22 protein-coding genes and 3 pseudogenes are annotated in these 25,161 nt (G+C 70.4%); 11 read left to right on the top strand and 14 right to left on the bottom strand.

Annotated features, from left to right (window positions below; translation table 11 throughout):
• Positions 1-33: 33 nt before the first annotated feature.
• Both SPRI_RS07405 and SPRI_RS07410 read right to left on the bottom strand, forming a co-directional pair.
• On the bottom strand, positions 34-504 hold the full coding sequence (locus tag SPRI_RS07405) for an SRPBCC family protein (RefSeq protein ID WP_005309969.1): 471 nt from the start codon (positions 502-504) through the stop codon (positions 34-36).
• Positions 505-584: 80 nt separating this feature from the next.
• The gene (locus tag SPRI_RS07410; protein WP_005309972.1) at positions 585-1,271 is read right to left on the bottom strand and encodes an SDR family oxidoreductase; all 687 of its coding nucleotides are present in this window, start codon (positions 1,269-1,271) and stop codon (positions 585-587) included.
• 116 nt (positions 1,272-1,387) lie between these two features.
• Here SPRI_RS07410 and SPRI_RS07415 point away from each other — a divergent pair, with 116 nt between their 5' ends.
• The 4 genes from SPRI_RS07415 to SPRI_RS07430 all read left to right on the top strand — a co-directional run bounded on the left by SPRI_RS07415 (position 1,388) and on the right by SPRI_RS07430 (position 3,931).
• A complete protein-coding gene (locus tag SPRI_RS07415; protein ID WP_005309975.1) occupies positions 1,388-1,948 on the top strand; it encodes a TetR/AcrR family transcriptional regulator in 561 nt (186 codons plus the stop codon).
• 204 nt (positions 1,949-2,152) lie between these two features.
• Positions 2,153-2,911, top strand: a complete 759-nt coding sequence (locus tag SPRI_RS07420; RefSeq protein WP_037773373.1) for an IclR family transcriptional regulator — start codon at positions 2,153-2,155, stop codon at positions 2,909-2,911.
• 97 nt (positions 2,912-3,008) lie between these two features.
• Positions 3,009-3,335 carry a putative quinol monooxygenase gene (locus SPRI_RS07425; RefSeq protein ID WP_005309981.1) on the top strand — a complete coding sequence of 109 codons (327 nt, stop codon included), beginning with the start codon at positions 3,009-3,011 and terminating at the stop codon, positions 3,333-3,335.
• A 68-nt stretch (positions 3,336-3,403) separates the two neighbouring features.
• Positions 3,404-3,931, top strand: coding sequence for a DinB family protein (locus SPRI_RS07430; RefSeq protein ID WP_005309984.1), 528 nt, complete (start codon positions 3,404-3,406; stop codon positions 3,929-3,931).
• A gap of 44 nt (positions 3,932-3,975) precedes the next feature.
• Here the strand turns inward: SPRI_RS07430 and SPRI_RS07435 are convergent, their stop codons facing one another.
• Positions 3,976-4,965: a fibronectin type III domain-containing protein gene (locus SPRI_RS07435; RefSeq protein ID WP_005309987.1), complete on the bottom strand. Its 990-nt coding sequence runs from the start codon at positions 4,963-4,965 to the stop codon at positions 3,976-3,978.
• Between the two features lie 316 nt (positions 4,966-5,281).
• Between SPRI_RS07435 and SPRI_RS07440 the strand changes: the two genes are divergently transcribed.
• Complete coding sequence (locus SPRI_RS07440) at positions 5,282-6,133, top strand: CAP domain-containing protein (protein WP_005309990.1); 852 nt, start codon at positions 5,282-5,284, stop codon at positions 6,131-6,133.
• A 127-nt stretch (positions 6,134-6,260) separates the two neighbouring features.
• Here SPRI_RS07440 and SPRI_RS07445 read toward each other — a convergent pair whose 3' ends face one another.
• The 4 genes from SPRI_RS07445 to SPRI_RS07460 form a co-directional block, all read right to left on the bottom strand.
• Complete coding sequence (locus SPRI_RS07445; protein WP_005309993.1) at positions 6,261-7,904, bottom strand: serine/threonine-protein kinase; 1,644 nt, start codon at positions 7,902-7,904, stop codon at positions 6,261-6,263.
• Positions 7,905-8,112: 208 nt separating this feature from the next.
• Positions 8,113-9,411 (bottom strand): sensor histidine kinase, encoded by a 1,299-nt coding sequence (locus SPRI_RS07450; protein WP_005309995.1) that lies wholly within the window; start codon positions 9,409-9,411, stop codon positions 8,113-8,115.
• Positions 9,408-10,100, bottom strand: coding sequence for a response regulator transcription factor (locus SPRI_RS07455; RefSeq protein WP_037773374.1), 693 nt, complete (start codon positions 10,098-10,100; stop codon positions 9,408-9,410). Before SPRI_RS07455 ends, SPRI_RS07450 begins: the two co-directional genes overlap by 4 nt.
• 53 nt (positions 10,101-10,153) lie before the next feature.
• Positions 10,154-10,459, bottom strand: a complete 306-nt coding sequence (locus SPRI_RS07460; protein WP_005310001.1) for a hypothetical protein — start codon at positions 10,457-10,459, stop codon at positions 10,154-10,156.
• A gap of 43 nt (positions 10,460-10,502) precedes the next feature.
• Between SPRI_RS07460 and SPRI_RS07465 the strand changes: the two genes are divergently transcribed.
• Together SPRI_RS07465 and SPRI_RS07470 are read left to right on the top strand one after the other, a co-directional pair.
• Positions 10,503-10,724 (top strand): hypothetical protein, encoded by a 222-nt coding sequence (locus tag SPRI_RS07465; RefSeq protein WP_005310004.1) that lies wholly within the window; start codon positions 10,503-10,505, stop codon positions 10,722-10,724.
• Positions 10,725-10,834: 110 nt separating this feature from the next.
• Positions 10,835-12,943: a pectinesterase family protein gene (locus tag SPRI_RS07470; RefSeq protein ID WP_037773376.1), complete on the top strand. Its 2,109-nt coding sequence runs from the start codon at positions 10,835-10,837 to the stop codon at positions 12,941-12,943.
• A 215-nt stretch (positions 12,944-13,158) separates the two neighbouring features.
• On the opposite strand, the gene SPRI_RS07475 is transcribed toward SPRI_RS07470, so the two are convergent.
• Positions 13,159-14,025: a PhzF family phenazine biosynthesis protein gene (locus SPRI_RS07475; protein ID WP_053556782.1), complete on the bottom strand. Its 867-nt coding sequence runs from the start codon at positions 14,023-14,025 to the stop codon at positions 13,159-13,161.
• A 191-nt stretch (positions 14,026-14,216) separates the two neighbouring features.
• Here SPRI_RS07475 and SPRI_RS07480 point away from each other — a divergent pair, with 191 nt between their 5' ends.
• Positions 14,217-15,734: a carboxylesterase/lipase family protein gene (locus SPRI_RS07480; protein WP_037773377.1), complete on the top strand. Its 1,518-nt coding sequence runs from the start codon at positions 14,217-14,219 to the stop codon at positions 15,732-15,734.
• 36 nt (positions 15,735-15,770) lie between these two features.
• Here SPRI_RS07480 and SPRI_RS38685 read toward each other — a convergent pair whose 3' ends face one another.
• From SPRI_RS38685 to SPRI_RS36945, 3 genes and pseudogenes are all read right to left on the bottom strand, one after another.
• Positions 15,771-16,235, bottom strand: coding sequence for a hypothetical protein (locus tag SPRI_RS38685; protein ID WP_162492188.1), 465 nt, complete (start codon positions 16,233-16,235; stop codon positions 15,771-15,773).
• Positions 16,236-16,281: 46 nt separating this feature from the next.
• Positions 16,282-16,599, bottom strand: a pseudogene (locus SPRI_RS36940) (reverse transcriptase/maturase family protein); the annotation flags it as partial.
• 273 nt (positions 16,600-16,872) lie between these two features.
• Positions 16,873-17,082, bottom strand: a pseudogene (locus tag SPRI_RS36945) (ATP-binding protein); the annotation flags it as partial.
• 218 nt (positions 17,083-17,300) lie between these two features.
• Here SPRI_RS36945 and SPRI_RS07490 point away from each other — a divergent pair.
• Positions 17,301-18,029, top strand: a complete 729-nt coding sequence (locus tag SPRI_RS07490) for a DUF4839 domain-containing protein (protein ID WP_005310017.1) — start codon at positions 17,301-17,303, stop codon at positions 18,027-18,029.
• A 97-nt stretch (positions 18,030-18,126) separates the two neighbouring features.
• Here the strand turns inward: SPRI_RS07490 and SPRI_RS37915 are convergent.
• A pseudogene (locus tag SPRI_RS37915) lies at positions 18,127-18,253 on the bottom strand (IS5/IS1182 family transposase); the annotation flags it as partial.
• An 83-nt stretch (positions 18,254-18,336) separates the two neighbouring features.
• Between SPRI_RS37915 and SPRI_RS38790 the strand changes: the two are divergent.
• Positions 18,337-18,522, top strand: coding sequence for a hypothetical protein (locus tag SPRI_RS38790; RefSeq protein ID WP_005310021.1), 186 nt, complete (start codon positions 18,337-18,339; stop codon positions 18,520-18,522).
• Positions 18,523-19,009: 487 nt separating this feature from the next.
• Positions 19,010-22,666: a DNRLRE domain-containing protein gene (locus SPRI_RS39840; protein WP_005310024.1), complete on the top strand. Its 3,657-nt coding sequence runs from the start codon at positions 19,010-19,012 to the stop codon at positions 22,664-22,666.
• 64 nt (positions 22,667-22,730) lie between these two features.
• On the opposite strand, the gene SPRI_RS07505 is transcribed toward SPRI_RS39840, so the two are convergent.
• Both SPRI_RS07505 and SPRI_RS07515 read right to left on the bottom strand, forming a co-directional pair.
• Positions 22,731-23,465 carry an SMI1/KNR4 family protein gene (locus SPRI_RS07505; RefSeq protein ID WP_159039470.1) on the bottom strand — a complete coding sequence of 245 codons (735 nt, stop codon included), beginning with the start codon at positions 23,463-23,465 and terminating at the stop codon, positions 22,731-22,733.
• Positions 23,466-24,357: 892 nt separating this feature from the next.
• Positions 24,358-25,044 carry an SMI1/KNR4 family protein gene (locus SPRI_RS07515; protein WP_005310037.1) on the bottom strand — a complete coding sequence of 229 codons (687 nt, stop codon included), beginning with the start codon at positions 25,042-25,044 and terminating at the stop codon, positions 24,358-24,360.
• Positions 25,045-25,161 lie beyond the last annotated feature (117 nt).

The following is a 25,161-nucleotide window of genomic DNA, read 5'->3' on the forward strand; positions in this document are numbered from 1 at the left end:
GGCCGTCACCGTGCGTGCCGCTCCTCGGCCCGGCTACACGGGGCGCTCGTCCGTCTCGACGAGCCGTGCCAGGTTGTCGAGTGCCATGCGGGTGCCGGTCTCGTTGTCGGCGGCCGGGACGACGTCGGGAATGCCTTCATGAAGGATCACGACATCGGTGCCGCCGTCCGCGTCCGTGAGCGTGGTCGTCATCCTCATCTCCCCGCGCAGCGCCGGGTCCGCCGTCTCGAACTCCAGCACTTCGACCACCGTCTCGTCCGGGACCAGCTCGGCGAAGCGGCCGTGGTAGGTGTCGGTGTGCGCGTCCGATTTGCCGGCGCCGGCCGGAGCGTCGTAGGTGAGCGAGACGCGGAACCTGCCGCCTTCTCTGGCGTCGAACTCGTGGACGTGACCGCTCATGCCCTCCGGCACCCGCCATCGCGCCACGGCCTCCGCGTCCAGCAGCGCCCGGTAGACGGCCGCGCGCGGTGCTCTCACATGCCGGGAGACCTGCGTCGAGTACATGGAGGGAAACGTATCGCTCCCTGGACAGGGCGCACCGGGACCGCCGCCGCGCGCCGCGTGGGCCACGGCGGGTTGCGCGTTCACGCCGCACTCTGCGCCAGGGCCAGGCCCTGCTTGACGAGCCGGGTGACGTCGTCGGCGAGGATCTCGGGCAGGCCCTGCTCGATGCCGTCAAGGGCCTGGGCGGCGACCTCTGCGGGGTCGGCCTTCTGATCGGCCGGAACGACACGGGCCATGTCGGTGTCCATGTATCCGACGTGCAGCGCGGAGACGGCGATGCCGCGGGGGGCCAGTTCCTCGCGGGCGGCGTCGGTCAGCGCCCAGGCGGCGGCCTTGGCCGCCGCGTAGGCCCCGAGGCCGGCGGGGTGCAGCCAGGACAGCACGGACAGGACGTTGAGTACGGCGCCGCCGCCGTTGCCCTCGATGACCGGGGCGAAGGTCCGGGTCACGGCGAGCGGTCCGAAGAAGTTGGTCTCCATCTCCAGGCGCACGGCGTCCAGGTCGCCGGCGAGCAACCGGGTGCCCGTGGAGATCCCCGCGTTGTTCACCAGGAGCGTCGCGTCGGAGGCGATGCGCGCTGCGGCCCGGACCGACTCCTCGTCGGTCACATCCAGGCGAAGCGGGGTGACGCCGGCCAGGTCCACGCTCTCGGGGCGGCGCGCCGCCGCGTAGACCTTGACTCCGCGCTCCAGGAGCTGGGTGGCCAGGTGCCGTCCCAGCCCCCGGTTCGCTCCGGTGACCACGGCGACCGTGTTCTTGAGTTCCATGTCCGCTCCTTGCACTGCTGTCGCCCGAGAACCGGGCCTGCCATTTAGATTATGACTGCAATCTATTATGGAGTCTAGAATAGATGGCAACTGACATCCAAACGGGGAGGTGGCCGGTGGGTCGCGTATCGCAGACACAGGCTCAGGAGAACCGGCAGCGGGTCGTGGAGACGGCCTCCCGGCTGTTCCGCGAGCAGGGGACCCATGTCAGCGTCGCCGACCTCATGAAGGCCGCCGGCCTGACCCACGGCGGCTTCTACAAGCAGTTCGCCTCCAAGGACGCACTGGTCGACGAGGCGACCGCCCACGCCTTCGGCGAACTCGCCCGGCTCCACGCGACCGGAATCGAGCGGAACGCCGGGCGACGCGAGACCGCCCAGCGGGAGCTGATCGACGCCTACCTCTCCGTCGAGCACCGCGACGACGCGGCGGACGGCTGCCCCGCCGCCGGACTCGCCGCCGACATGGCGCGCACCAGCGGCAATCACGAAGCGCACCGGATCTACGCCGAGGGCGTGCGCGCCTTCGCCGACGCGCTCGCCACCGAGGACGAGGACGGCCTCACCCGGCTGTGCACCATGCTCGGAGCCCTCGTCCTGGCCCGCGCCACCAAGGGCTCCCCACTCTCGGAGGAGATCCTCACCACCGCACGCGCGGCCCTGACGGCAACCGGCTGATCCAAAAGACCGCCCGCTTGCCGGCACGAGCGGCACGGCGCATCGGGGAAGCGACTCACCGGCTCACCGCCCCCCAGCCGCACCAGGGGTGGGCTTTCCCCTCGGCAGCGCACTCGTCCGGCAGCGACGCCGGACCTCCTCGCGTCAGGCGTTCGTAGGCTGGAGCGAAGTCAGCGGCAGAACGGCCCCGGAAGGAACATGAGCATGGCCAAGCCCGCCGGCCCCACAGGGCCGCAGTCGGTCGATCGCGCGCTGGAGATCCTCGACGCCGTCGCGGATGCTCCCGGACCGGTCGGGGCGAAGGCGCTCGCGCGGCGGCTGGGGTGCTCGCTGTCGACCGTGTACCACCTGCTGGGGCCGCTCACCGCCCGCGGGCACCTGGTCCGCACCAGCGCCGGATACGCCCCGGGACCGCGGGTGGCCGCGCTGCACCGGTCGTACCGGCGGCATCTGGGGCTCGGGCCGCGGATCGCCGAGCTGCTGCCCCGGCTGCGGAGGGCCACCGGGGCGGAGGCGTACTTCACCGCGTACCGCGACGGCCGGATCGTCATGATCGACAGCACCGTGCCGGTCACGGACGTCGCGCACCCGTTCGCGCCCGGGCCGGAGACGCGGGCACACGCGACCGCCCACGGCAAGGCGCTGCTGGCGGCGCTGCCACGGCCGGCGCGACGGCGGTATCTCGCCGAACACGGCATGGCCCGCTTCACCGACCGCACCATCACCGGCGCCGAGCGGTTCGAGGCCGAGCTCGCGCGGGTGCGGGGGCAGGGCTACGCGGTGTCGATCGGCGAGGCGGACCCGGCGTTCACCTGTCTCGCCACCACCCTCCCGGAGCGGCCCGGCGGCGCCGACGGCGTGGTCCACGCCCTGTCGGTGTCGCTGCCGACCGGCGAGTTCCGTCGCCGGCACGGCGAGATCCTGGCGGCGGTGGTGCGGGCCGCTTCCGACGCGCCCTGGTGAGGCGGGCAGCACGACGGGCCGGGGCCGTTTTCCGGCAGGGCCGGAATCCGGCGCGTCACGGATGGCTGCGGCGCTCCCGGAGCGCCACCGTGTACGCATGATCTTCATCGCCGTCAGGTTCACCGTCCGTCCCGAGTACAGCGACCGCTGGCTCGACATCGTCGACGACTTCACCCGCGCGACCCGCGCCGAGCCCGGAAACCTCTTCTACGACTGGTCGCGCAGCGTCGACGATCCGAACAGGTTCACGCTGCTGGAGGCCTTCGCCGACGCGGACGCGGGGGCGGCGCATGTGGCCTCCGACCACTTCCGGGCGGGCATGGAGTCGATGGCCACCGCGATCGCCACCACGCCGGAGATCATCAACGTCGAGGTGCCGGGCCAGGGCTGGAACGAGATGGCGGAGCTCAAGCCGGCGCCGTAGCCCTGTCGGGCCGACAGGGGGCGGCGGGGCCGGGCCGGCTGTCATCGGCATGTGCGAGGGTGCTGCGTATGGACACGACACCCGACGGACGCCCGATCCCGCCCCCGCACGCCGGTGAACGAGCCATGCTGGAGAGCTGGTTGGAGTTCCACCGTGCGACGCTGGCGCTGAAGTGCGCCGGACTCGACGACGACCAGGTGCGCCGCGCCGCGGTGACACCCTCGTCGATGACGATCCTCGGCCTGGTGCAGCACCTGGCCGAGGTCGAACGGAACTGGTTCCAGCGCGTGTTCGCCGGCCACGACGTCCCACTGCTCTACGGCAAGGACGGCGGATACGGCTACGCCCTCGCCGCGGACCGCGGGATCGACGAGGCCCTGGCCGCCTGGCGGACCGAGGTCGACCGGAGCCGTGAACTGATCGCGGACGCCTCGCTCGACGAGTCCGGCACGCTCTCGAAGGAGAACGCGGCGGTGCTCGGCGGCGAAGGAGTGTCGCTGCGCTGGATCCTGGTCCACATGATCGAGGAGTACGCCCGCCACAACGGCCATGCGGACCTGCTCCGGGAGAGCATCGACGGCGTCACCGGCGCGTAGCGGTGACCGTCCCGCGGCACGAGGCGGCCGCGGCCCCGGCCGCCTCAGCGGACCACCACCGTCCGTTGGGCGGAGAAGTCGCCCCACTTGCCGTCCGGCAGCTTCGCCCGGAGCTTGATGCTGTAGCGGGTGCCGGGTTCGTCGGTGACGGTCATCGTGTACGTGGCCGTCCCGGCGGGCGGTTCCGCACCCCAGACGATGGTGGTGGCGAGCCTGCCGTTCAGGTAGAGCTGGTGCTCCTTGACCGGGGCGCCCGTCCGCGGCGGGGTCCACCGCAGCTCGACGGCGCCCTTGCGGGCACTCGCCTCGAGACCCGTGGGCGCCGTGCTGCCGCCGCTGCGGCCCGGCGCGGAAGGGGTGGTGAGATCGACGGGGTCGCTGTCGGGCGACGAGTTCTCCGCGGCGTCGCGGGCCCGGACGGTGAAGGTGTAGACGGTGCCGGGCCGCAGGCCCGTGACCCGCGCGCCGGTCTCCGTGCCGCTCACGCTGTGGACGCGTGAGTCCTCCTGATAGATGTCGTACGAGGTGACGCCGGTGTCGTCCGCGGCCCGCTCCCAGGTCAGGGTGACCGCGGTGCTGCCGTCCGTACGTCCCTGGACCTTTCCCGGCCGGCTCGGGGCCCGGCGGTCGTCCGGGGCGGGCGCCGGGGTGGTCACGGATATCGGGGCGCTGGGCTCGGAGAGGTTCCCGGCCGCGTCGCGCGCCCGCACGGTGAAGCTGTACGCGGTCCGCGGCGCCAGCCCGTCGACGTCCACCATGTGCTTGCTGCCCGGCAGGGACTTCACCTTGGTGCCCAAGCGGTAGACCTCGTAGCCGGTGACCGCCTCGTTGTCGGAGGACTTGTCCCACATGACGTGCACGGAGGTGGCGCTGCCCGCCTGGGCGGTCACTCCGGAGGGTGTCGACGGCGGCTTGTCGTCCTCGGCCTCACCGGCACAGGCGGTGAGGGTCGCGAGGGCGGCGAGGGTGGCGAAGGCCGACAGCAGGAGAACGGCAAAGCGGGGCGGCGTGACAGGGGTGGGGGGACGGTGCACGGTCGGGCCTCCGCGTACGGACGACGGGCATTGGTCCAGACCTGTATGCCACAGTCCGGTGTTCCCCACAAGGCACCCGGGGGCGGCAGGGCACGCCGCGGCCCGGGAACGGGCAGGCCCGGCGGCCGCTCCGCCTTCGTACCTTGTGTGAGCCTGATGCCTTTCTTATGGCTTCTTGAAGAAGCCCTCAGGGACGGTACGGCGCCGTTCGAACCGGCTTACGATCTCGGCAACCCCCCACCGTGATCCCGGTGGGCGCAGCGGCGCCCCCCGGGATCACGATTGCTCAGCCGTCTTCTTCCGAGGTGTCGTAAGCATGGGTTCTCGACGAACCGCTCGTCCCAACGCCCGCTCGCATGCCCGCCCGAAAGCCGGTCTTCGGGCCCGCAGCGCCGTACTGGCCCTCGGTGTGATCACCGTCACCGCCGGGGTCGGGGTCACGCTGGCCACGGGCGACGGGGACGACGGCGGAGCGAGCAGGGTCGAGACGAACGCCGCCGCGGACGCCGCGGAGGCGGGCGGCGAGCAGAGCGCGGCGAGCCCGTCGCTCCTCGCGTCCCCCTCCCCCTCGGCCAGTGCGAGCGCGAGCGCTTCGCCGCGGCCGAGCGCCACCGCCTCCGCCGCACCGAAGCGGGCACCGAGCCCGTCCGCGTCCACGACGAAGCCCCGGCCCCGGACGACGACACAGGCCGCGACCGGCGCCTCCTCGGGCGGCGACCGGCCCGGCTCGTCCTCCGGCGGCTCCGGATCGGGCACGTCCGGCGGCTCGGGCGGCTCGGACTCGAGCGGGCCCGAGGCCCAGGTCCTGTCGCTCGTCAACAAGGAGCGCGCCGCCGCGGGTTGCTCGCCGCTCACCGCCAACGCGAAGCTGACGCAGGCGGCCGACGACTACAGCGACGTCATGGCCCGCAGCGGCGTGATGTCGCACACCGGGCCCGACGGCTCCACGATGACGAGCCGTGTCGAGGCCGCCGGATACGTCTGGTCGACGCTGGGCGAGAACATAGCCAGGGGGCAGGCGGACGCCGCCTCCGTGATGAACTCGTGGATGAACAGCCCCGGCCATCGGGCGAACATACTGAACTGCTCGTTCAAGGAGCTCGGCGTCGGCGTCCACTTCGGCGACGGCGGCCCGTGGTGGACGCAGAACTTCGGCGCCGGCCGCTAGGACGTGTCCGGGCGACCTCTGGGGCGACGGTGCCTGACGCCGGTGGATCCCGCTGTCGAAGGTCTCGTCACGTGAGGCAAGAGCACTCCGGCTCGGGACATGAGCGGCCGGACAGGTCCTGGCCACGTCACTGCGCCTGCGCCTCCGCCGTGTAGCGGGCGTGCTGGTTCTGTACATGCAGGGTGTCGGGATGGTCGGGGCCGAGCACCCGCGTACGGTCGCGAACCAGATCGGCGTACAAATCCCGCGCGGCCGCCACATCCCCCGCCTCGGCCGTGTAGAAGGCATGCCAGTCCCGAGCAAACAGGGTGTCAGGGTGGTCGGCCCCCAGCACCCGAACGTGATCACGCACCAGATCGGCACACAGATCCCGCGCGGCTGCCACATCCCCCGCCGCGCCCGTGTGGCGGGCGTGCCAGTCCCGTGCGCGCAGGGTCTGCGCGTCGTCAGCGCCCAGCACCCGGGTGCGGTCGCGCACCAGATCGGCGCACAGGTCCCGCGCGGCTGCCGCGTCACCCGCCGCGCCCGTGTAGCGGGCGTGCTGGTTCTGTACATGCAGGGTGTCGGGATGGTCAGGGCCGAGCACCCGCGTACGGTCGCGAACCAGATCGGCGTACAAGTCCCTCGCGGCCGCCACATCCCCCGCCTCGGCCGTGTAGAAGGCATGCCAGTCCCGAGCAAACAGAGTGTCAGGGTGGTCGGCCCCCAGCACCCGAACGTGATCACGCACCAGATCGGCACACAGATCCCGCGCGGCTGCCACATCCCCCGCCGCGCCCAGCGCCTGTGCCTCACGGGTGCGTTGTTGCAGGTCCGCTGTGATGAGACGTGTCGTCGCCGGTGGTGGGAGCGGGGCGGTCGGGGCCGTGGAGGGCGGACTGCCGAAGCCCTCGATCACCGCGAGCGCCTTGGCGGGGAGCCAGCTTGCGGCGGCGTGGGGGGCGTCGGTCCGGTCCCGGTGGTGCCTGAACTCCTCCAGCACCTGGCTCGGAGTCGGCCGTGCCTCCGGCTCCTTGGCCAGGCACCGCCCCACTACGTCAGCCAGCTCGCCGGGCAGGCCGTTCAGGTCCGGCGGCTGATACAGCGTCCGTGCCAGGACATCGCCCGCGCTCGGCCCCGTGAACGGTGCGTGCCCCGTTGCCGCGAACACCATCACCGCACCCAACGCGAACACATCACTGGCCGGCCCGGCGGCTCCCCGGATGTGCTCCGGGGCCATGAACCCCGCGGTCCCCATCACATGCGTGGAAGCCGTACCCACCGCGTCCAGTGCCTTGGCGATCCCGAAATCGATCACTCGCGGTCCCTCAGCGGTCACCAGCACATTCGCCGGTTTAAGATCACGGTGCACCAACTGCGCACCATGGACCGACAACAGGGCCTCCGCGATACCGGCCGCGACCCACCACACGCCTGCCGGCGGCAGTACCCCGGCCCGCTCGACGAGGGTGTCGAGCGGCGGCGCGGCGACGAACGCGACGGCCATCCAGAGCAGTTCCGCGTCCGACGGGGACACCTCGACCACGGGCGCGGTGAACGCTCCACTCACCGCCCGAGCCGCTGAGGCTTCCCGCACGAAACGTGCCCGGAACCCGTCCTCGTCGGCAAGATGCGGGCGGATCACCTTGACGGCGTACAACCGCGTGCCGAGGCCACGGGCCAGGTAGACGCGACCCATTCCGCCCTGCCCCAGTACGCGCAGGACCGTATACGGACCCACCGTCGTCGGGTCCCGGCCGTCCAGGGGACTGCCCCACATCAGGTCTGCCACGAAGCTCCGATCCCACGAACTGGCTCTCCGTGGCCCATCATTGCCGAGTCGAGGAGATCATCGCCACCGCCTGTACGACTACTGCGCGGCGGCGCTGCCGTTGCCGGCCCCGGTCCGGTTGCGGACCGGACGCGGCTCAGCACCGCGTCCACCCCGGCGCCGCCGTACCGACCGATGACCGGGAAGCCGTCCGCGAAGCGCCCTGGTCTCACACCAGCGCGAAGGACACCCGCACCCGCGCGCCACCCATCGGGGCCCGGCTGATCTCCAGATGTCCGTCCGCGGCCTGCGCCGCCCGCGCCACGATGTCCAGGCCGAGCCCGGTGCTGCCCGCCCCGCCCACGCTGACGCCTCGGGTGAGAGCGGCCTGCGGATCGGCGACACCGGGGCCGGCGTCGTCCACGGTCAGCATCACGTGCCGGTCGTCGCGTTCCACCCGTACGGCGAAGGCGGTGCCCTGCGGGGTGTGCCGGAAGACGTTGCCGATCAAGGCGTCGACCACGGCGGCGAGGTCGTCCTCCAGGAACCGCACGGGCGTCCGCCGCGGTGTGAAGGAGCGTTCGCAGATGCGGTTCTGCTGCTTGGCGAGCACCGACCAGAACTCGAGTCGCATCGCGACGACCTCCGTCACCTCGCAGGGCCGCACCGGCGCCTGGGCGCCGCCCTGGCCCGCGGCCAGCGGGGTGCGGGCGGCGGTGATGATCGAGTCGAGTTCGCTCTCCAGCTGCGAGACGGCCGCGGTGATCCGCCGGGCTCCCGGCGAAGGGCCCATGAGGTCCGCCTCGAGGTACAGCGCGGTCAGCGGGGTGCGCAGACGGTGCGAGAGGTCGGCGACCATCTCACGTTCGATGGCGAGCAGTTCCACGACCCGGTCGGCCATGGTGTTGAACGCCGCGCCGGCGTCCTGGAGCTCCGGCGGACCGTCCGGTTCGACCCGTACGTCCAGGTCGCCGGAGCCGAGCGCCAGTGAGGCCCGCTTGAGGCTCTGCGAGGAGCGGACGACCCGGGCGCCCAGCCGGTCCGCGACGAGCACGGAGCCGCCCACCAGCCCCAGCGCCAGCAGCGACATCACGCCCCAGGAGGCCCACACCCCGCGGGTCAGGTCCGCGGCCGGCACGTACGCCTCGACGACGGCGACCCGGTCCCTGGGCAGGACGACGGGCTGGAGGTAGACCCATCCCTCCGCGGTGTCCATGGCCAGCGTGCCCCGGCTGCGTACCGCCCGGTCGAGGGCTTCGCGCGGGGCGTGCGGGGTGCCGACGAACCCGCCGTCCGGGAGCCGTACGGCCAGCCGGTCGTGGGAGTCCAGCTCCGCGACGGCCTGCTGGACGTCGCTCCGGCGGGTGGTGAGGGCGAGGACCGGCGACAGGGCGGACGCCCGCTGTTCCGCGGCGGTGGTCACCCGGTCGCGGGCCTGCTCACGGACAAGCAGGGCGAGGGGGATGAGGAAGGACAGCGCGACCATCGACGTCACGGCCAGCGCGATCCCGGCGAGCGCACGTCTCATGAGGGCGAGGTGACCAGTTTGATGCCGATTCCGCGCACAGTGTGGAGGTATCGGGGAGCTGATGCCTTTTCGCCCATTTTCCTGCGGAGGGCGGAGAGGTGGACGTCCACGGTCTGGTCCTCCAGGTACGGCTGCTGCCACACCTCCGCGAGGATGCGCTTGCGGGACATGACCTGGTCCGCGTGTGCCGCCAGGTACGCGAGAAGATCGAACTCCCGGCGGGTGAGAGCGAGCTCACGTCCGGCGAGGTGGGCGGTTCGGGCGCGTGGGTCGATCCGCAGCTCCCCGACCTGGACGACGGGCTGCCGGTCGACGGCGTCCACCGCCGGCCCGGACCGGCGCAGCACGGCGGCGAGGCGGGCCGCCAGCTGACCGCCGGAGAACGGCTTGACCATGTAGTCGTCGGCCCCCGCGTTGAGCAGTCTGATGGTCTCCGTGTCGTCGTCGCGCGCGGTGGCGACCAGCACGGGGACCCGGGATATGCCCCGGATCATCCTCAGCACGTCGAGCCCGTCCAGATCGGGCAGCCCGAGGTCGAGCACCACGATGTCGGGCGGGCACTGGGTCACTTCGCGCAGCGCCTCGAAGCCCTGGTGGGCGGTCTTCACCGCGTACCCGTGTCCGGTGAGGACCTCGATGAGCGCGGCCCGGATGACAGGGTCGTCCTCGACGACAAGTACGGAGGCCATGAGCAGGCACGTTAGCCGGTCCGTCACTATGGTGTCGTGTCCCGCCTTCCGCGTTATCTGCTCATCTGGCTGTCGTGCACCGCGGCCAGTGTCACGGCCGTGATGATCACGGTCCATTTCGTGGTGGGTTCGACCAGACCGACGGCACCGGTCGCGCAGTCCGCGCCCAGGGACTTCGCGGCGGCGCCCCGGTCGTCCTCCCCCGCGGCGAGCCCTTCCCCTTCGCCCAGCGCCGAGCCGACACCGAGTGTGCGCACGCCGTCGCCGACGCCGACCCCGACGACCGAGAAGCCGCGTACGGCGACGCCGACCCCGGCGGCCCGTGAGACGCCGCGCCCCTCGGAGGAGCAGCCCGCCACGCCCCCGGCCGGCGGTCAGGGCTGCGAGGAGGGCGGCTCGGGTGTGCACACGATCTCGTCCCAGGGCGGCAAGGCGACCGTGCGCTACGGCAGCGGTGGTGTGTGCCTCATCTCGGCCGTGCCGAACGAGGGCTTCACGGTCAGCACGTCGCAGACCGCGCCCGAGACGCTGACGGCGACCTTCTCGGCCGACCGCCACCGCTCGGAGATCACCGCCACGACCGAACCCTCCGACCGGGCGAGCGTGCGCGAGACCTCGTTCTGACCTCTCCGGTCGGCGCGCTCTCCGGTCGGCAACCTTTCGGGCTCCGGCGCCCACTGCTTGGCATGCCCCTACCAAAACGAGGGCACCCCCACGCAGAACGGGAACGACGCATGACTGAGACAGGCGGCAAGGCGCGGCACCGCCGCGGGAGCGGGAAGCTGCGGGTCGGTGTGCCGCTGGCCCTGACGGCAGCGGTGGGCCTGGCGTACGGCACGGTCTTCGGGGTCTTCGGCCAGGACGCCCGGCCCGAAGCCTCGGCGGCCGGCACGGCGACCGGCACAGCGGCCGGCACAGCGACCGGCACGGCTTCCGGCACGGCGGCGTGGACCGATGACGTCGCCGACGGTTTCGCGTCCGTCGACGCCCTGGGCCAGAAGGGCACGTACGGCGGCCGGGACGGCAGGACCGTGACCGTACGGACGCAGGCGGACCTGGAGAAATACGCGACCGCGGCCGAGCCCTACGTCATCGTGGTGGCCGGCACGATCACCATGAACCCCAAGGGCAAGGAGATCAAGGTCGCGTCCGACAAGACGATCGTCGGCTCCGGCACCTCGGGCCACATCGTCGGGGGCGGCTTCTTCCTCGGGCAGGGCGTCCACAACGTGATCATCCGGAACCTGACAATCCGGGACTCCTACCACGGCACATGGAACGACAAGGAGCACGACTGGGACGCCGTCCAGATGGACGGAGCGCACCACGTCTGGATCGATCACAACGACCTGCGTCACATGGCCGACGGGCTGATCGACAGCCGCAAGGACACCACGTATGTGACGGTGTCCTGGAACAGGCTGAGCGACAACAACAAGACGTTCGGCATCGGCTGGACGGAGAACGTCACGGCCGACCTCACGATCCACCACAACTGGTTCCACGAGACCGAGCAGCGCAACCCGTCCACCGACAACGTGGCCCACGCCCACCTCTACAACAACTACCTCCAGGACGTCCCCGGCACGGACATCACCACCGCCTACGGCAACTATGCCCGCGGCGGGACCCGGATGGTGCTGGAGAACAGCTACTTCCAGGGCCTGCGGAACCCGGTCACCAAGGACACCACGGCCGCCGTCGTCCAGCGCGGCAACGTCTTCTCCGGCACGAGCGGCCGCAACGAGAGCGGCGGCACGGCGTTCGACCCCCGGGCCTACTACGACTACACACTCGACCGGGCGGCGGACGTCCCCGCGCTGCTGAGGTCGGGAGCCGGGCCGAGGGCGGCCATCGGAACGGCGAACGCCCTCGCGGCCGAAGCCACCACCCTCACGGTCGCCAAGGACGGCACCGGCCGGTACACGAGCGTGCAGAAGGCCGTCGACGCCGTCCCGGCGGGCAACACCGCCCGCGTGGTGATCGCCGTGAAGCCCGGCACCTATCGCGAGACGGTCAAGGTGCCCGCCACCAAGCCCCACATCACGATCCAGGGGACCGGTGCGAGCCGCAAGGACACCGTCATCGTCTTCGGGAACGCCGCGGGTACGCCGAAGCCGGACGGCTCCGGAACCTACGGCACCGGCGGCAGCGCCACCGTCGCGGTGGAGGCGGACGACTTCCAGGCCCGCAACCTCACCGTCTCCAACGACTTCGACGAGGCGAGGAACCAGCACCTCAACGGACACCAGGCGGTGGCCCTGCGCACCGCCGCCGACCGGATCGTCCTCGACGGCGTCATCGTCAGCGGCGACCAGGACACCCTGCTGCTCGACACCGCCTCCAAGGACGCCCTCGGCCGGGTCCACATGTCCAACTCGTACGTCATCGGCAACGTGGACTTCATCTTCGGCCGTGCGACCGCCGTGATCGACAGGTCCGTCATCACCCTCAAGAAGCGGTGGAACGGGACGTCCGCCGGCTACGTCACGGCACCGAGCACCCCCGCGCACCGCAAGGGATTCCTCATCACCCGCTCCACCGTCAACGGCGACGTGTCCGCCGGCACCTTCCACCTCGGCCGGCCCTGGCACGCCGGCGGGGACGCCACGCTCGATCCGCAGACCACGGTCCGTGACACCAGCCTGAGCGCCGCGGTGCGGACGGCGCCGTGGACGGACATGGGCGGTTTCTCCTGGAAGGACGACCGGTTCGCCGAATACCGCAACACCGGCCCCGGCTCCGGGCCGGCCGGCACGGACCGGCCCCACCTGACCGACGCACAGGCCGCCGGGCAGGAGCCCGCGGACTGGCTCGGCGGCTGGACCCCGACCGCGGGGTGACCTGCGCGGCGTCCGCGTGACGTCCCGCGGGACAGGTGCCGGACGTCCCGCGGGACAGGCGCCGGACGTCCCGCGGGACAGGCGCCGGACGGCGTGGCGACGACGCCACGCCGTCCGGCGGCGCCCTCGCGAGGCGTGACGGTCCACGCGGCCCGGGACCGGCGGCGCGGACCGGCGGCGCGGACGGGCCCGGCCAGGGTGCGGAGCCGGCGGCGTCAGGCGATCCGCGTACCGGCCCCCGAGACCCGTACCCGCTTGTCCCCCGCGCGCAGTTCCACGGTCAGCACACCGGGGCGGCCCATGTCCGCGCCCTGGTGGAGGGTGAGGACCGACGCCTCGGGGACCAGGCCCAGCTCGCGGGCGTACGCGCCGAACGCTCCCGCCGCCGCGCCCGTCGCCGGGTCCTCCACGACGCCGCCCACCGGGAACGGGTCGCGCACGTGGAAGACGGTCCCCGACTCCCGCCACACCAACTGGACCGTGGTCAGGTCGAGCCGGCGCATGAGGGCCTCGAGGCGGTCGAAGTCGTACGCCAGGTCCGCCAGCCTGGCCCGGGTCGCGGCGCCGAGTACCAGATGGCGTGCGCCCGCGAAGGCGATACGCGGCGGCAGCGCGGGGTCCAGGTCCGCGGCCGGCCAGTCGAGCGCGGCCAGTGCCTCCGCGAGGTCCGCGTCCGCGATCTCCTCGCTGTGGGGCTCGACCGTGGTCAGGGTCGCCCGCAGCGCGCCGTCCTCCTCGGCCACGGTCACCGGGACCGTCCCGGCGCGGGTCGAGAACACGAGGTCCCCGGCCCCGATCCGCTCCCCGAGGGCGACGGCGGTGGCCACGGTGGCGTGCCCGCAGAACGGCACCTCCGCCCTGGGGCTGAAGTAGCGGATGGTGAACGTCCGTCCCGGTTCCCCTTCGAGCCCCTCGGGCGGCGCGGTCACGAACGCGGACTCGCTGTACCCGAGCTCCGCCGCGATGGCGAGCATCCCGGCGTCGTCCAGTCCCGCGGCGTCGAGGACCACTCCGGCGGGATTGCCGCCCTCGGGGTCGCCGGAGAAGGCGGTGTAGCGCAGGACTTCGTGCTTCGTCGTCATGACCGTCCGAACTGTCGGGCCAAGGCGTGTGTTCCCGGCCGGTGGCCCGCTCTTCCAAGGATCGACATCGCAGCCGTGTCAATCGTGGCGATCTTGGTGTTGGTCTCCGCGGCCGGTGCGCTGGGATGCTGGCCCGCGAGAGCCGGCCGGGACCGCGGGCGGCTCGACGGCGAGGTGGGGGTTGCGTTTCCATGGTGGTGTTCCGGACGAACGACGGGTCTGTGCGCGGACGCCCGGTCGGGGACGATGTGGTGGCCGTGCTCGGGATTCCGTACGCCGCGCCTCCCTTCGGGGCGGCGCGGTTCCGCGAGCCGCAGCCCGTCGAGCCCTGGACCGGGGTACGGGACTGTACGCGTTTCGGGCCGGTCGCCCCGCAGTCGGCGGAGCTGCCGGGATCGCCGTCGTGGTCGCCCGGTGACGAGGACGTCCTGACGCTCAACGTGTGGGCCCCGGCGGGCGCCGTCTCGCGGCCCGTGCTGGTGTGGATCCACGGCGGGGCGTACACCTTCGGGTCCTCCGCGCAGCCCGACTTCGACGGGACGGCCCTGGCCCGCGACGGCGGGCTGGTCGTGGTGACGGTCAACTACCGGCTGGGGTTCGAGGGTTTCGGGCACGTACCGGCCGGCGAGGACGGCACGGGAGTGCGTCACCCGGACAACCGCGGCCTGCTCGACCAGGCCGCGGCGCTGCGGTGGGTGCGGGAGAACATCGGCGCGTTCGGCGGCGACCCGGACAACGTCACGGCGGCCGGACAGTCCGCCGGGGCCACCTCCGTGGCCGCGCTGATGGTGATGGATCAGGCCCGGGGGCTGTTCCGCCGCGCGATCGCGCACAGTGCGGTGGGACCGTGCTGGTCGGCCGCGCAGGCACGGGAGATCACGGCGCGGGTCGCGGCCGCGGCGGGCGTTCCGGCGACGGCCGCGGCCCTGGCCGCGACACCGCCCGAGGCATTGGTCGCCGCCTCCGACACGGTCGCGGACGGCTACCGCCACGACCCCGCGTCGGGACACCTCCACTACGACCCGGTGCTCTACGCTCCGGTCGCCGACGGTGTCGTCCTGCCGGCGGACCCGCTCGCCGCCGTGGCCGCGGGGGCCGGGAGAAAGGTGGACCTGCTCGTCTGCCACACCACGCAGGAGTACCGGCTGATGGACGCCGTCGGCAGCAGCAAGAAGGTCACGACGTGGGAGGGACTGAAGCGGTTCACAGCCGATTTCGGGCTGCCGGACGATCTGCCGGACCGCTACCGGGCCCTCCTGCCGGACGGCGCGCCGGTGCTCGACGTGTATCTCTCGGTCTTCGGCGACCTGCTGTTCGCCGAGTACAGCAGCAGGCTCGGTGAGGCGCACGCACGGGCGGGCGGCCGGACGTTCGTGTCCCGCTTCGACCGGCGGCGCGGCGGCCCGCAGGGCGAGGTGCTCGCCTGGCACTCCGCCGATGTGCCCTTGGCGTTCGGCAACCACGGCCTGGCCGCGGTGGAGTTCCTCATCGGCGGCCCGCCCTCCGCGGCGGACGACCGCCTGTCGCGGCGCATGCTCTCGGCGTGGGCGGAGTTCGCAGCGACCGGCGATCCCGGGTGGCGGCCCCTCGACGGGGCAGGGGCGGGACCGGCACGCATCTGGGCACCGGACGACGGCGACGCCGGCACCCCGCTGCCCGATACCCGGCCGCTGTGGGGCGACTTCGAGTACCGGCCGCTGGGACCGTAGCCGGCGGAGCGCGGTTTCGCTATTACCGGGCTGTCTTCAAAGACCTGGTGCCGCCACGAACCTCGTCGGCTCCGCCAACACGGTCTCCGCTCCTCGCAGGTCGGAGAACCGGAGCGCGAGCGTCGCTGTGGCCAGGCGAGGCGGCAGAGCCTCGGCGAACTTCAGCCCCTTCGCCGCCTTCGCGTCGATATCCGGCAGGCACAGTCGGCTCGACGCGTCGGCAAGAACCTGCTTCCAGGTACTCGGGTCAACGTCCTCCCTGAGCCTGATCCAGCAGTCGTTGACGCGCTGCCCCGGGGTCGTGACCGTGCCGAGCGACGCGGCCAGCGTGGCGTTGGCCTTGTGACCGGCCCAGGTCCACCACCGAACATGGCCGCCACTTGCCCGGGTCACCACAGTGCCACCAGGATGCACGGCCTCGATGAAGTGGTCCCGGGCCTCGGCCATAGCGGCGGTGGCCCGCTTGGTGACGTTGACCGGAAGCTCGGTTCCGAGCAGCACCTCCCGCACCGCTCTCGTCAGCTCGAACGACGTGGCCCGCCCGAACCCGAGAGCCGTCCATTTGGCCTTCCCGCCGCTGTCGGTCGGTTCGACGGCATAACCGGTTGTCGTGGATTTTCTCCGACAGAATGGACAGCAGGACCTCGTGGTCCAGCGAGCCGAAGCAGTCGGAAATGTCTCCTTCGATGAACCAGGTTGTCCCGGTCCAGTTGTATGTCACCTCGGACAGTGCCGTGCGACAGCCCCGGCCGGGGCGGAAACCGTGGGAGCGGCCGGAGAAACGCGGCTCGTAATACGCCTCCAGTAGAGAGCGGATCACTTCACCGACGAGTTTGTCCGACCGGGACGGCAGACCGAGCGGGCGCGCCATCGCAGGGCGCGGCATCGGTGTCAGGTTTGTTTCCGATGGATGCCAGCCCTTTCATCCCTTGGAGATTGGGGTTCAGGCAGTACAGCTTTCGCCATATCGCGCGGGTCCCTCAACGCATCACTTCCATACCTGAACGTGATCGTTGATTTCCTGGCATGCTGCTGTCCCCCTTCACCTTTCGGGTCGAGGTGAGCCATCAGACCCAGAACCTCCCTTCAGTTCCTCCCGGTTGAACCGGGGATACAACAGAGCGCCTCATGGCGCACCGGCGTTCGCAGTGAGTTCGGCCGCGATGAGGGTGATGGTCTCGTTGGGCGTCGAGTCGTACGGGTAGCCCCACTCGTCGAGCCGGTGCGACACGAGCCGCCGGGCGAGACGCGCGCCGCGCGGAGAAGACGTGAACCGCATCGAGAACTCGCGGGTGGGCGACGCCGGCTGTCGGGCTGGTGCCGTGTGAGGGGGAATCGCTCCGTTCATGGGGGAAACGCTGGCGGTCCGTGTATACCGTTGACCAGCAGGGACGCGCTGACGGGTGCGGGGTGTACGTGGCGTGGCGTGGCGGTGTACGCGGTAGAGAGCGTGACCGTCGGGCGGGGCGCAGGGAGTTGGCGTCGGTGGTGCCGAGTTCCTCGCGGACTCCCCTATGCTCGCGCGGCAGTTGATGTGAAAAGTCCGATGAGGGGGCGCGGAGCCGAGTGGCCGACGAGATCAAGTACGAGTACAAGACCGTGCAGACAGTTCGCGGCACCGACGGCTGGGTGACCTCGAAAATGCGGAAGGATGGCTGGGAGCTCGTCGAGCAGGCCCAGGGCACGCTTCGCACCACCCTTAACTTCCGCCGACCGAAGAAGCCGCTGCCGTGGCTCCTGATCGGCTCGGCGGCCGCCGTCCTCGTGGTCCTGGCCGGCGTCATTGGCGTTGCCTCTGCACTCAGCGACGGAGACGAGAAGACGGACGAGTCAGGCAAGTCGACGGCCGCTGCGAGCGAGAAGCCTTCCGCTACGCCGACGCCAACCGCAGCCGAGTCGGCTGCCGCTGAGGTGATCACGTCTGAGAACAACGCGGACTTCGCGGCGCTGCTGCTGACGGAGGATACGTGCCACGAAGCGAACCTGGACTTCGCGACCAAGCACGAGGGCCGGACGGTCGCGTTCAACGGCTCGATCGTGCACATGGTGCCCCACGGTGACTACGAAACCCACTACGACTTCCTCCTGGGCCCAGGCGACAAGGGACCGCAGACGACGATCGGCCCGGCCTTCAAGTACGAGGACGTCAACGTCTTCAACCTGAACCTCACCGGCGAGGAGATCCCCGCCACCGTCGGCACAGGAGACAAGTTCCGCTTCATCGCCAAGGTGGGCGAATTCAACCCGGTCCAGTGCCTCTTCCACCTCGACCCGGTCTCGACGGAAATCCGGTAGTCAAGATGGGCAACCGCGTCATCACGGACCAGCGTACCCGGCCGTTTTCTCAGCGCTGATCGTTCCCGGATTCCATTGAGGACGAGGGCGCGCGGGCGAGTTCTCCGCCGGGTGGTCGTTTGATGCCGGTGGTGCCATGGGGGCCGGCGCCGGTGTAGGGCGCGGTCGGCGAGGGCCGGGACGCCCTGGCGTTCGCAGATTTGGATGATCTTGTGGGTGCGGCTCGGAAAGGGAGGCCGGCCGGGTCGATGACGACCGAACCGCTCGACGCGGTGGCAGCAGGTACGGCGTCGGAGGTGGACCTGCTGTGTGCCACACCACGCACGAGTACTGGCTGATGGACGCCGTCGGCAGCAGCGCGAAGGTGACGACGGAGAAGCGACTGAAGCGGTTCGCGAGCGACTTCGGACTGCCCGCCGGCCTCCCCGCCGAGTACCGCTCGGCCGTCGCACGCACAGCGGAGCGCGGTCTGCTCGCTTCTCCGGCCTGCTGAAGCGCTATCAGCAGGCCGGTGACACCGCACCCGGAGACCGCGGCTCGGCAGCCGGCGGCAGCGTAGGAACCGGTCGGGCTCCCGGTGAGCAGACCCACCACCGGCGTCGACCGGAGCTCCGCAACACGAGTGGGGACGGTCCGACCCGCGTATGCCAGTGTGATCATTGCCGCGTTTGCGACCCGACAGCCGCCGCAACTCGCGCGCTCCCGACGTCACATGCGAGCCATGGCCGATAACTCGCTGCGCTCGCCCACGGCTTCCGCCTAGTGTCCTGTGCCCGTACACGCATTCGTACAGGTGTTTGCATTCCTTACAGGGAAGGGCAGGAACGTTCGTGTCTCCGTACAGACAGCCAGCGGCACGGCGCCGGGCACGTATCGCAGCCGGTGCCTCGCTGCTCCTCGTCGCCGAAGTCGCGCTCTTAACGGGCGCCACACAGCCGACCAGCGCCGCGTCGACACCGAAGCCGGACGCGGCCACGGCGGTGCAGCAGCCGTCGAAGGCCGACATCCTCGAATCGGACATCGCCTGGGCAGCCGAGCACGCCGAAGGCTCCAAAGCATGGGCCGTCACAGAGGCGAGGCGCACCGGGAAGAAGGTGGAGGTCACCGACGAGACGACGGCCACCACTCACACCGTCGCGAACCCTGACGGCACGCTGACCACCGAGCTCACCACCGGGCCTGAGCGGGTGTGGCGTGACGGTCAGTGGCGGAAGGTCGATGCCACCCTCACCACCGCGGCAGACGGCGGGGTCCGCGCAAGATCCCACCCGGGCGGCCTCCGCCTGGCCGGGAAGGCGGGCAAGCCGGCGGCGTCGCTGAGCGCGGCGAGCAAGGCCGCCCCGACGGACCTGGTCACGTTGGGCGACGGAGACCGGTCCGTGACACTGCAGTGGAAGGGTGGCCTCCCCCAGCCCGAACTTCACGGCACGACAGCGCGGTACCAGAACGCCGTCCCAGGCGCCGACGTGATCGTCGAAGCGACCCGCACCGGGTTCGAGCAGTTCGTCGAGATCGCCGAGCGTCCGAGTGCCGGCGGCTACTCGTACACGCTGCCCGTCAGGGCCAAAGGGCTGGCGGCAAAGGCGAACCAGGACGGCTCGGTGTCCTTCACCGACACCTCGACCGGCGAGGTGCGGGCGACGATGCCCGCACCCGTGATGTGGGACGCGTCGAGGGACAATCGGTCCGGAAAGCACGAGAACCGGGCCCGCGTCGGGATGAAGGTCGTCAACAAGGGCCGCGGCGCCGTGGACCTGGTCATCACCCCCGACGCGAAGTTTCTCGCCGACCCGGCTACCCAGTACCCGGTGACGGTCGACCCGTCGACGTCCGCCCTGGGCAACCTGTTCGACACGTATGTCCAGCAGGGCGAGACGGTCGACTGGTCCGGCGACACCGAGTTGGACTTCGGCAATCCGGGTACCAAGAACGCGGACGGCACCTACCGCACGGCCCGTTCCTTCGTCACCTGGAACACGGCTCCCATCGCGGACGCCCTCGTGTCGAAGGCGACCCTGTCGCTGTGGAACTTCCACTCGGGCAACACCGACTGCACCGCGCAGCCGTGGGAGGTGTGGACGGCGAACAACGCCACCACCTCCAGCCGCTGGACGAACCAGCCGACCATGGGCGCTAAGTACGCGACCTCCACCGCCACCCGCGGTAACCCGGCCTGCACCGCTACGGACGGCTGGATCACCGCCGACGTCACCAATCTCGCCCAGTACTGGGCCGGCCAGAAGTGGAATGTCTCCGGCATGGGGCTGCGCGCCTCCAGCGAGAGCGACATCCAGGAGTGGAAGCGGGTCAACTCCGCCAACAACACGGCCAATCAGCCCAAGCTCTCGGTCACGTACAACTACCGGCCCTCGGACGGAACCAGCCGCCAGGCCGGCGCGCCGTTCAAGTCCTACGCCGGCGTGTGGGCCGTCAACACCACCACACCCATCCTGCGCGACACGTTCGCTGACGCTGACGGCGACCAGGTCAACGGCACCTTCCAGGTCTACGACGCCGCCACGAACACGCCCATCACAACGCCGCTCGGCGAGGGGCTGCTCCTGTCTCCCTACGGCGAACAGGGCAAGCCGGTCAGCGTGACCGTGCCGGCCGGTCAGCTCAAGGACGGCCGGACGTACAAGTTCCGCACCAACGCCTACGACGGCACCCACTACAACCTCAACTGGTCCCCCTGGACCCAGTTCGTCGTCGACACAACAGCGCCCAGCGAGCCGACCGACGTCGTGTCCTCCACCTACCCGGAGGGCTGGGTAGGTGGAGGGGCCGGAACACCTGGCACCTGGACAGCCGGCACCACCGCCGATTCCCGATCTCTGCAGTACCGCGTCGACGGATCGGATGCCGACCCGGAGACCGGGGCCGTCGATGCCGGCACCTGGGAATCGGTGAACACCACGACGACCAGCAGCGGCACCAGCGGAACGTTCTCCGCCACGCCCGAGACGGACGGCAACCACCAGGTCGAGGTCAGGTCGGTCGACCGGGCCGACAACGTCGGTGCCACCACCCCTTACGGATTCGTGGCCGGCGGCCAGGACACGAACCGGCCGTACAAGGTCGACATCACGATGCCCGCGCCGGACGTCGACGCTCCCGACCCGGCCTACAGCAATGCGCCCATGCCTGCCTTCGGCGGGTGGAACGGATGGCAGTCCTCCGCGGCCGGGAGCGGCGACGAGCCGGCACCGCAGGGAGCGCGGACATTAAAGCAGGACAACGCCAAGATCACTGTCACCCCGGTGAAGCAGCGGACCAAGGCAGCCGACCAGGAACTCAAGAAGCTCGCTGCCGAGGGCGGAGCCCCGGCGAGGAGCAGCGGGAGCGCCCTGGCTGCGGCCGGTTACACCGGACCGGTCATCACCGACTACTGGTGCGACGCCACCCGTGTGGGGCTGAAGTCGATGTTCAGCCGTGACGAGGCTTGCCTTCTGTACACCTGGACGGTGCAGGTCACGGACAACGCGACCAGGCCGCCGAAGGTCTACCAGCAGTCGTACGAAATGCTCTGGCAGTTGAAGCTGAATCCCGTCGGCGACGAGATCAAGCAGTTCGTCCAGTTCATGCCTCTGTCCGGATCGTCGTCCCCGTATCTCCCGTTCCCGGCCCAGCCGGGCGCGATCAACCTGGACATCACCGCCCAGTGCCCTGGTACCGGGTGCACTGAGGCGGACGGCGTCACGGGCTTCGACTGGCAGGACGGACGTTCCCCGACATGGGCCGGGTCGCTCGACGGCGATCTCGCCCAGGGCAACGCCACCTTGCAATGGAACGGCAGCGTCGCCAATGCGTCCGGATCCAAGGACGTCGATCTGTCGAAAGAACTGCCCCTGAACATACATGCGTACTTCACCACGCACCTCCCGGGCGTGACCATTCCTACGGACCCGCACGGAGACACTCCCACGTTCGACGTCCGGTGCGACAAGGTGGCTTTCACTGGTAAGGCGCCGGGATGCGTGTTCCCCGACTACGTACCGGGCTTCGCACTCAACTCGAAGAAGTTCCCGGCCGCCGCGGCCCACGCCTGGCTGATCCAGAACAAGCTCGCCGGCAACTACGGCCGGGATCCGCTGCATCCTCTGATGTACCTGCCAAAGGCGTCCCGGAACTCTGCTGGGCAGACCGGTGCGGGATGGGGCGAGTCGAAGAACCGGTACCGGATCTGCTACGGCCCCAACGGCATGGTCTACCACAAGGACACCGGTGCCGTTCCAGAGCTGTCGTCGAAGAACTCCGACAAGAAGTCCTGCGACGAGTACCCGTTCAACGCCACCTACCAGTCGGCCGGAATGCCGGCGGTCGAAGGGGGGCTGAACTCGAAACCGGTCACGGACGCCGGGCGCGGCGCCGAGTGCGTGCAGACCTACGTCCCGAAGCTGGCGGACGGTACGTGGAAGCTGTACGACGACAGGCGCTACGCCGCGCCGACCTGGTCGGAGTCGTGCGGCCGCTCGTCGATGTCGAACAACGTCAACACCCAGGCCATGGGGCGGTTCGGCACGGTGTTCGTGCCGGAGTTCCGGATGCTCGACCGTGATCCGTACTGGGTCCGGACGACCGGCCTGGAAAACTGCGACGCATCCGCCGACACGGTCAAGTGCACCATGACCCCGTGACACGCTGGTGACGTCCGGGCAGGCGCCTCCCGCACAGCCGGTGCGGGAGGCGCCTGCTCCTGTGTCACCGTGGGTCGTTGACGGGTTGCCAGCCCTCCGACGCCAACTCTGTGGCGTCGCTCACGAGGTCGAGCCAGCGCAGCGAGCCCGCCCGCAGACACGGCCACATGTGCCGGTCGGCGATGCCGTCGCCGAGGTCGAGACCCTGGCCTTCCTCGAGAGCGGCAGCGATGCTCTCCAGCCACGCGGGCAGGGGAACGCCGTCAGCGGTGAACCAGTCCTCGAGGCTCCAGTCGGCGACATGTCCGAACGTCCCCGCCCTCGGTGTGGAGTCCATGAAGAGTCCGGTGATCCCGTCCGGGTCGAACATGGCGAACGGCACCCAACGGCCCGTGTGGTCCTGGTGCTCGATCAGCACGTCGACGTTCCGCGCGTGCAGGGCCGCAGCCCCCTGAACACTGATGAACGTCTGCCATCCGGGCAACCATGCCCGTGGAACCAGGCTTTCCTCCGGATCGTCCCACTCGAGTTCCGGACCCGTCCCATTGACGAGCCGCCACCAAGTGGCGAGGGGGCCGGGGATCGTGACCCTCTCGGCCAGGCGCGCGGCGCCTTCGGGGTTCCGCGTCCGATGGAAGGCGGCAGCCGCCCGCAGGCTGCTCGCCATCTCCGCTTCCGCTTGCGCAATCTGGTCGGCTCCTGCCCCGGGCTGCAGGAACGAAGCCGTTTCGGGCGCATTGCTCTTGAGCCATGCCTCGATCCGTCGCCATGCGCCGGTGACCCTGTCCTCTTCCGTCATTGCCTTCATTGCGCTTCCTCCGTGTCCGGCGGGCGGGTTGTCAGGGCGGATTGCAGTGGCGTGGGGAACGGACCGTGGTGAGACGAACGGCGGGGGCCCTCGTCGAGGACTTCACGGGTCCCGGGTCCAGGCCGTAGCCGGCCGTTCTGCGGTCGCGCGGCTCAGTCCTCCGGAACCGCTGCGTCCCGCAGGCAGACGCTCAAGTGGGCATCTCCCTCCGGATCCGACGGCACCCGCGTCGGGGGCGGCTTGCGGACCGGGATGTCGGGGCAGACGTGTCCGCTCCCGGCAGGGCAGCGTACGGGTTCGAGTTCCGCGGTACTGCAGTCGACCGGTTCCTGAGAGGCGTACGGCGACAACGGCACACTGGAAGGCGCGCTCCGTTCGATGAGCGCCGTGGCAACCGCCCCGGAGAAGGCCACCAGGCCTGCGGCGGTGAGAGCCACGCGGGTGGTGCGGGAGCGCATCAACAGGCGGCCCTGTCTGCTGCCGGCTCAACGCGGAGGCGACCGATGATGCGTCGTCTCCGGTCCGCAAGACGGTGGAAATGACCAAGCACCGCCGTTCCTTCCCATCCGGTCCCACGCCGTGCCGGACCTGTACGAGTCGCAGTTGACACTCTACTTCCACCGCGAAACGGAGGGTGGCGGTCGGCCCGGGTGACGGCATATTGCTGGAGATCCGAAGGGCGCCCGGACAGACGGTGCAGATGACGGCCCGCTGCCACCATCGCCCCCAGCAGATCGTGACCATCACCGGGAGCGATCAACCCGCCGACCACGGCCTTGTTCAGGAGGTCGTACGTCTCCTTACCCCAGGCCCGGTCAGGCCGTAGCGCGTAAGAAGAAGCAGCCCCGCCCATCTGTTGGGCGGAGCCTCTTCAGGTCGGATGCTATCGCTCGATCCGCCAGTCAAGGCGATTCACCAGATCTCCGTCGATCACCACCGGCGCCCCGGACAGTGGGGGGTCGGTGATGGTCGGTGGGGTCTGGATCACTTGAGGGACGTAGCGGTACGTTCGCCCGGCGCCCTGGACACCCGAGCCGGATTCAAGGCCGTCCGCGATCTCGACGAGCATTGCGCCCAGACTCGCCCACCGGATCACGCCCCACGGCTCCGAACCTTCACAATCGATCTCCCGGACGCTTCCGTCGGTGTCGCCCGGACGGTGGTCGACCGCGAGGTACTCACCGGTATTGGTGACGGCAACGGGAACCCAGAACTCGTACGCATTCGGCGGGTCCCACGGTCCTTCCGGGCCCTCGGGATCCAACCCCTCATCCGTGAATTCACTGCGGAAGTCATCGAAAACATCCCGGAAATAATGCGCACCACTCTCCATGCTCTCAGCCTTGATCGGGGAGTACCGGAACGGCCAGAGGGAACTCGTCGGCAGGGCACCGTCGTGAGTCCGAAGCCATTGCGCAAGGTGAGGATGAAGCGGATAAGGAAGGGCGTCCTGGAGGGTCTGGATAGCATCTTCGGAGGCCGGCGGGTGCAGCTCGGAAAGAGTACTGGTGCACTGATGCTCTCGAAGCCAGGTCTCGATGCGTTCCCAGGCGCGCATGAGGTCGTCCATCGGAGCATCGTGACACACAGCTGGAAACCCGAGGCAGATCGGCCTCGATTCGTCAGCGCGGTTCGGTCCCTGACCGGTCCGGCGGTCGAGAGCCGGCCGGAAAGCCCCGCGGAATGG

Origin of the sequence: Streptomyces pristinaespiralis (assembly GCF_001278075.1) — a bacterium.
Lineage (GTDB): Bacteria > Actinomycetota > Actinomycetes > Streptomycetales > Streptomycetaceae > Streptomyces > Streptomyces pristinaespiralis.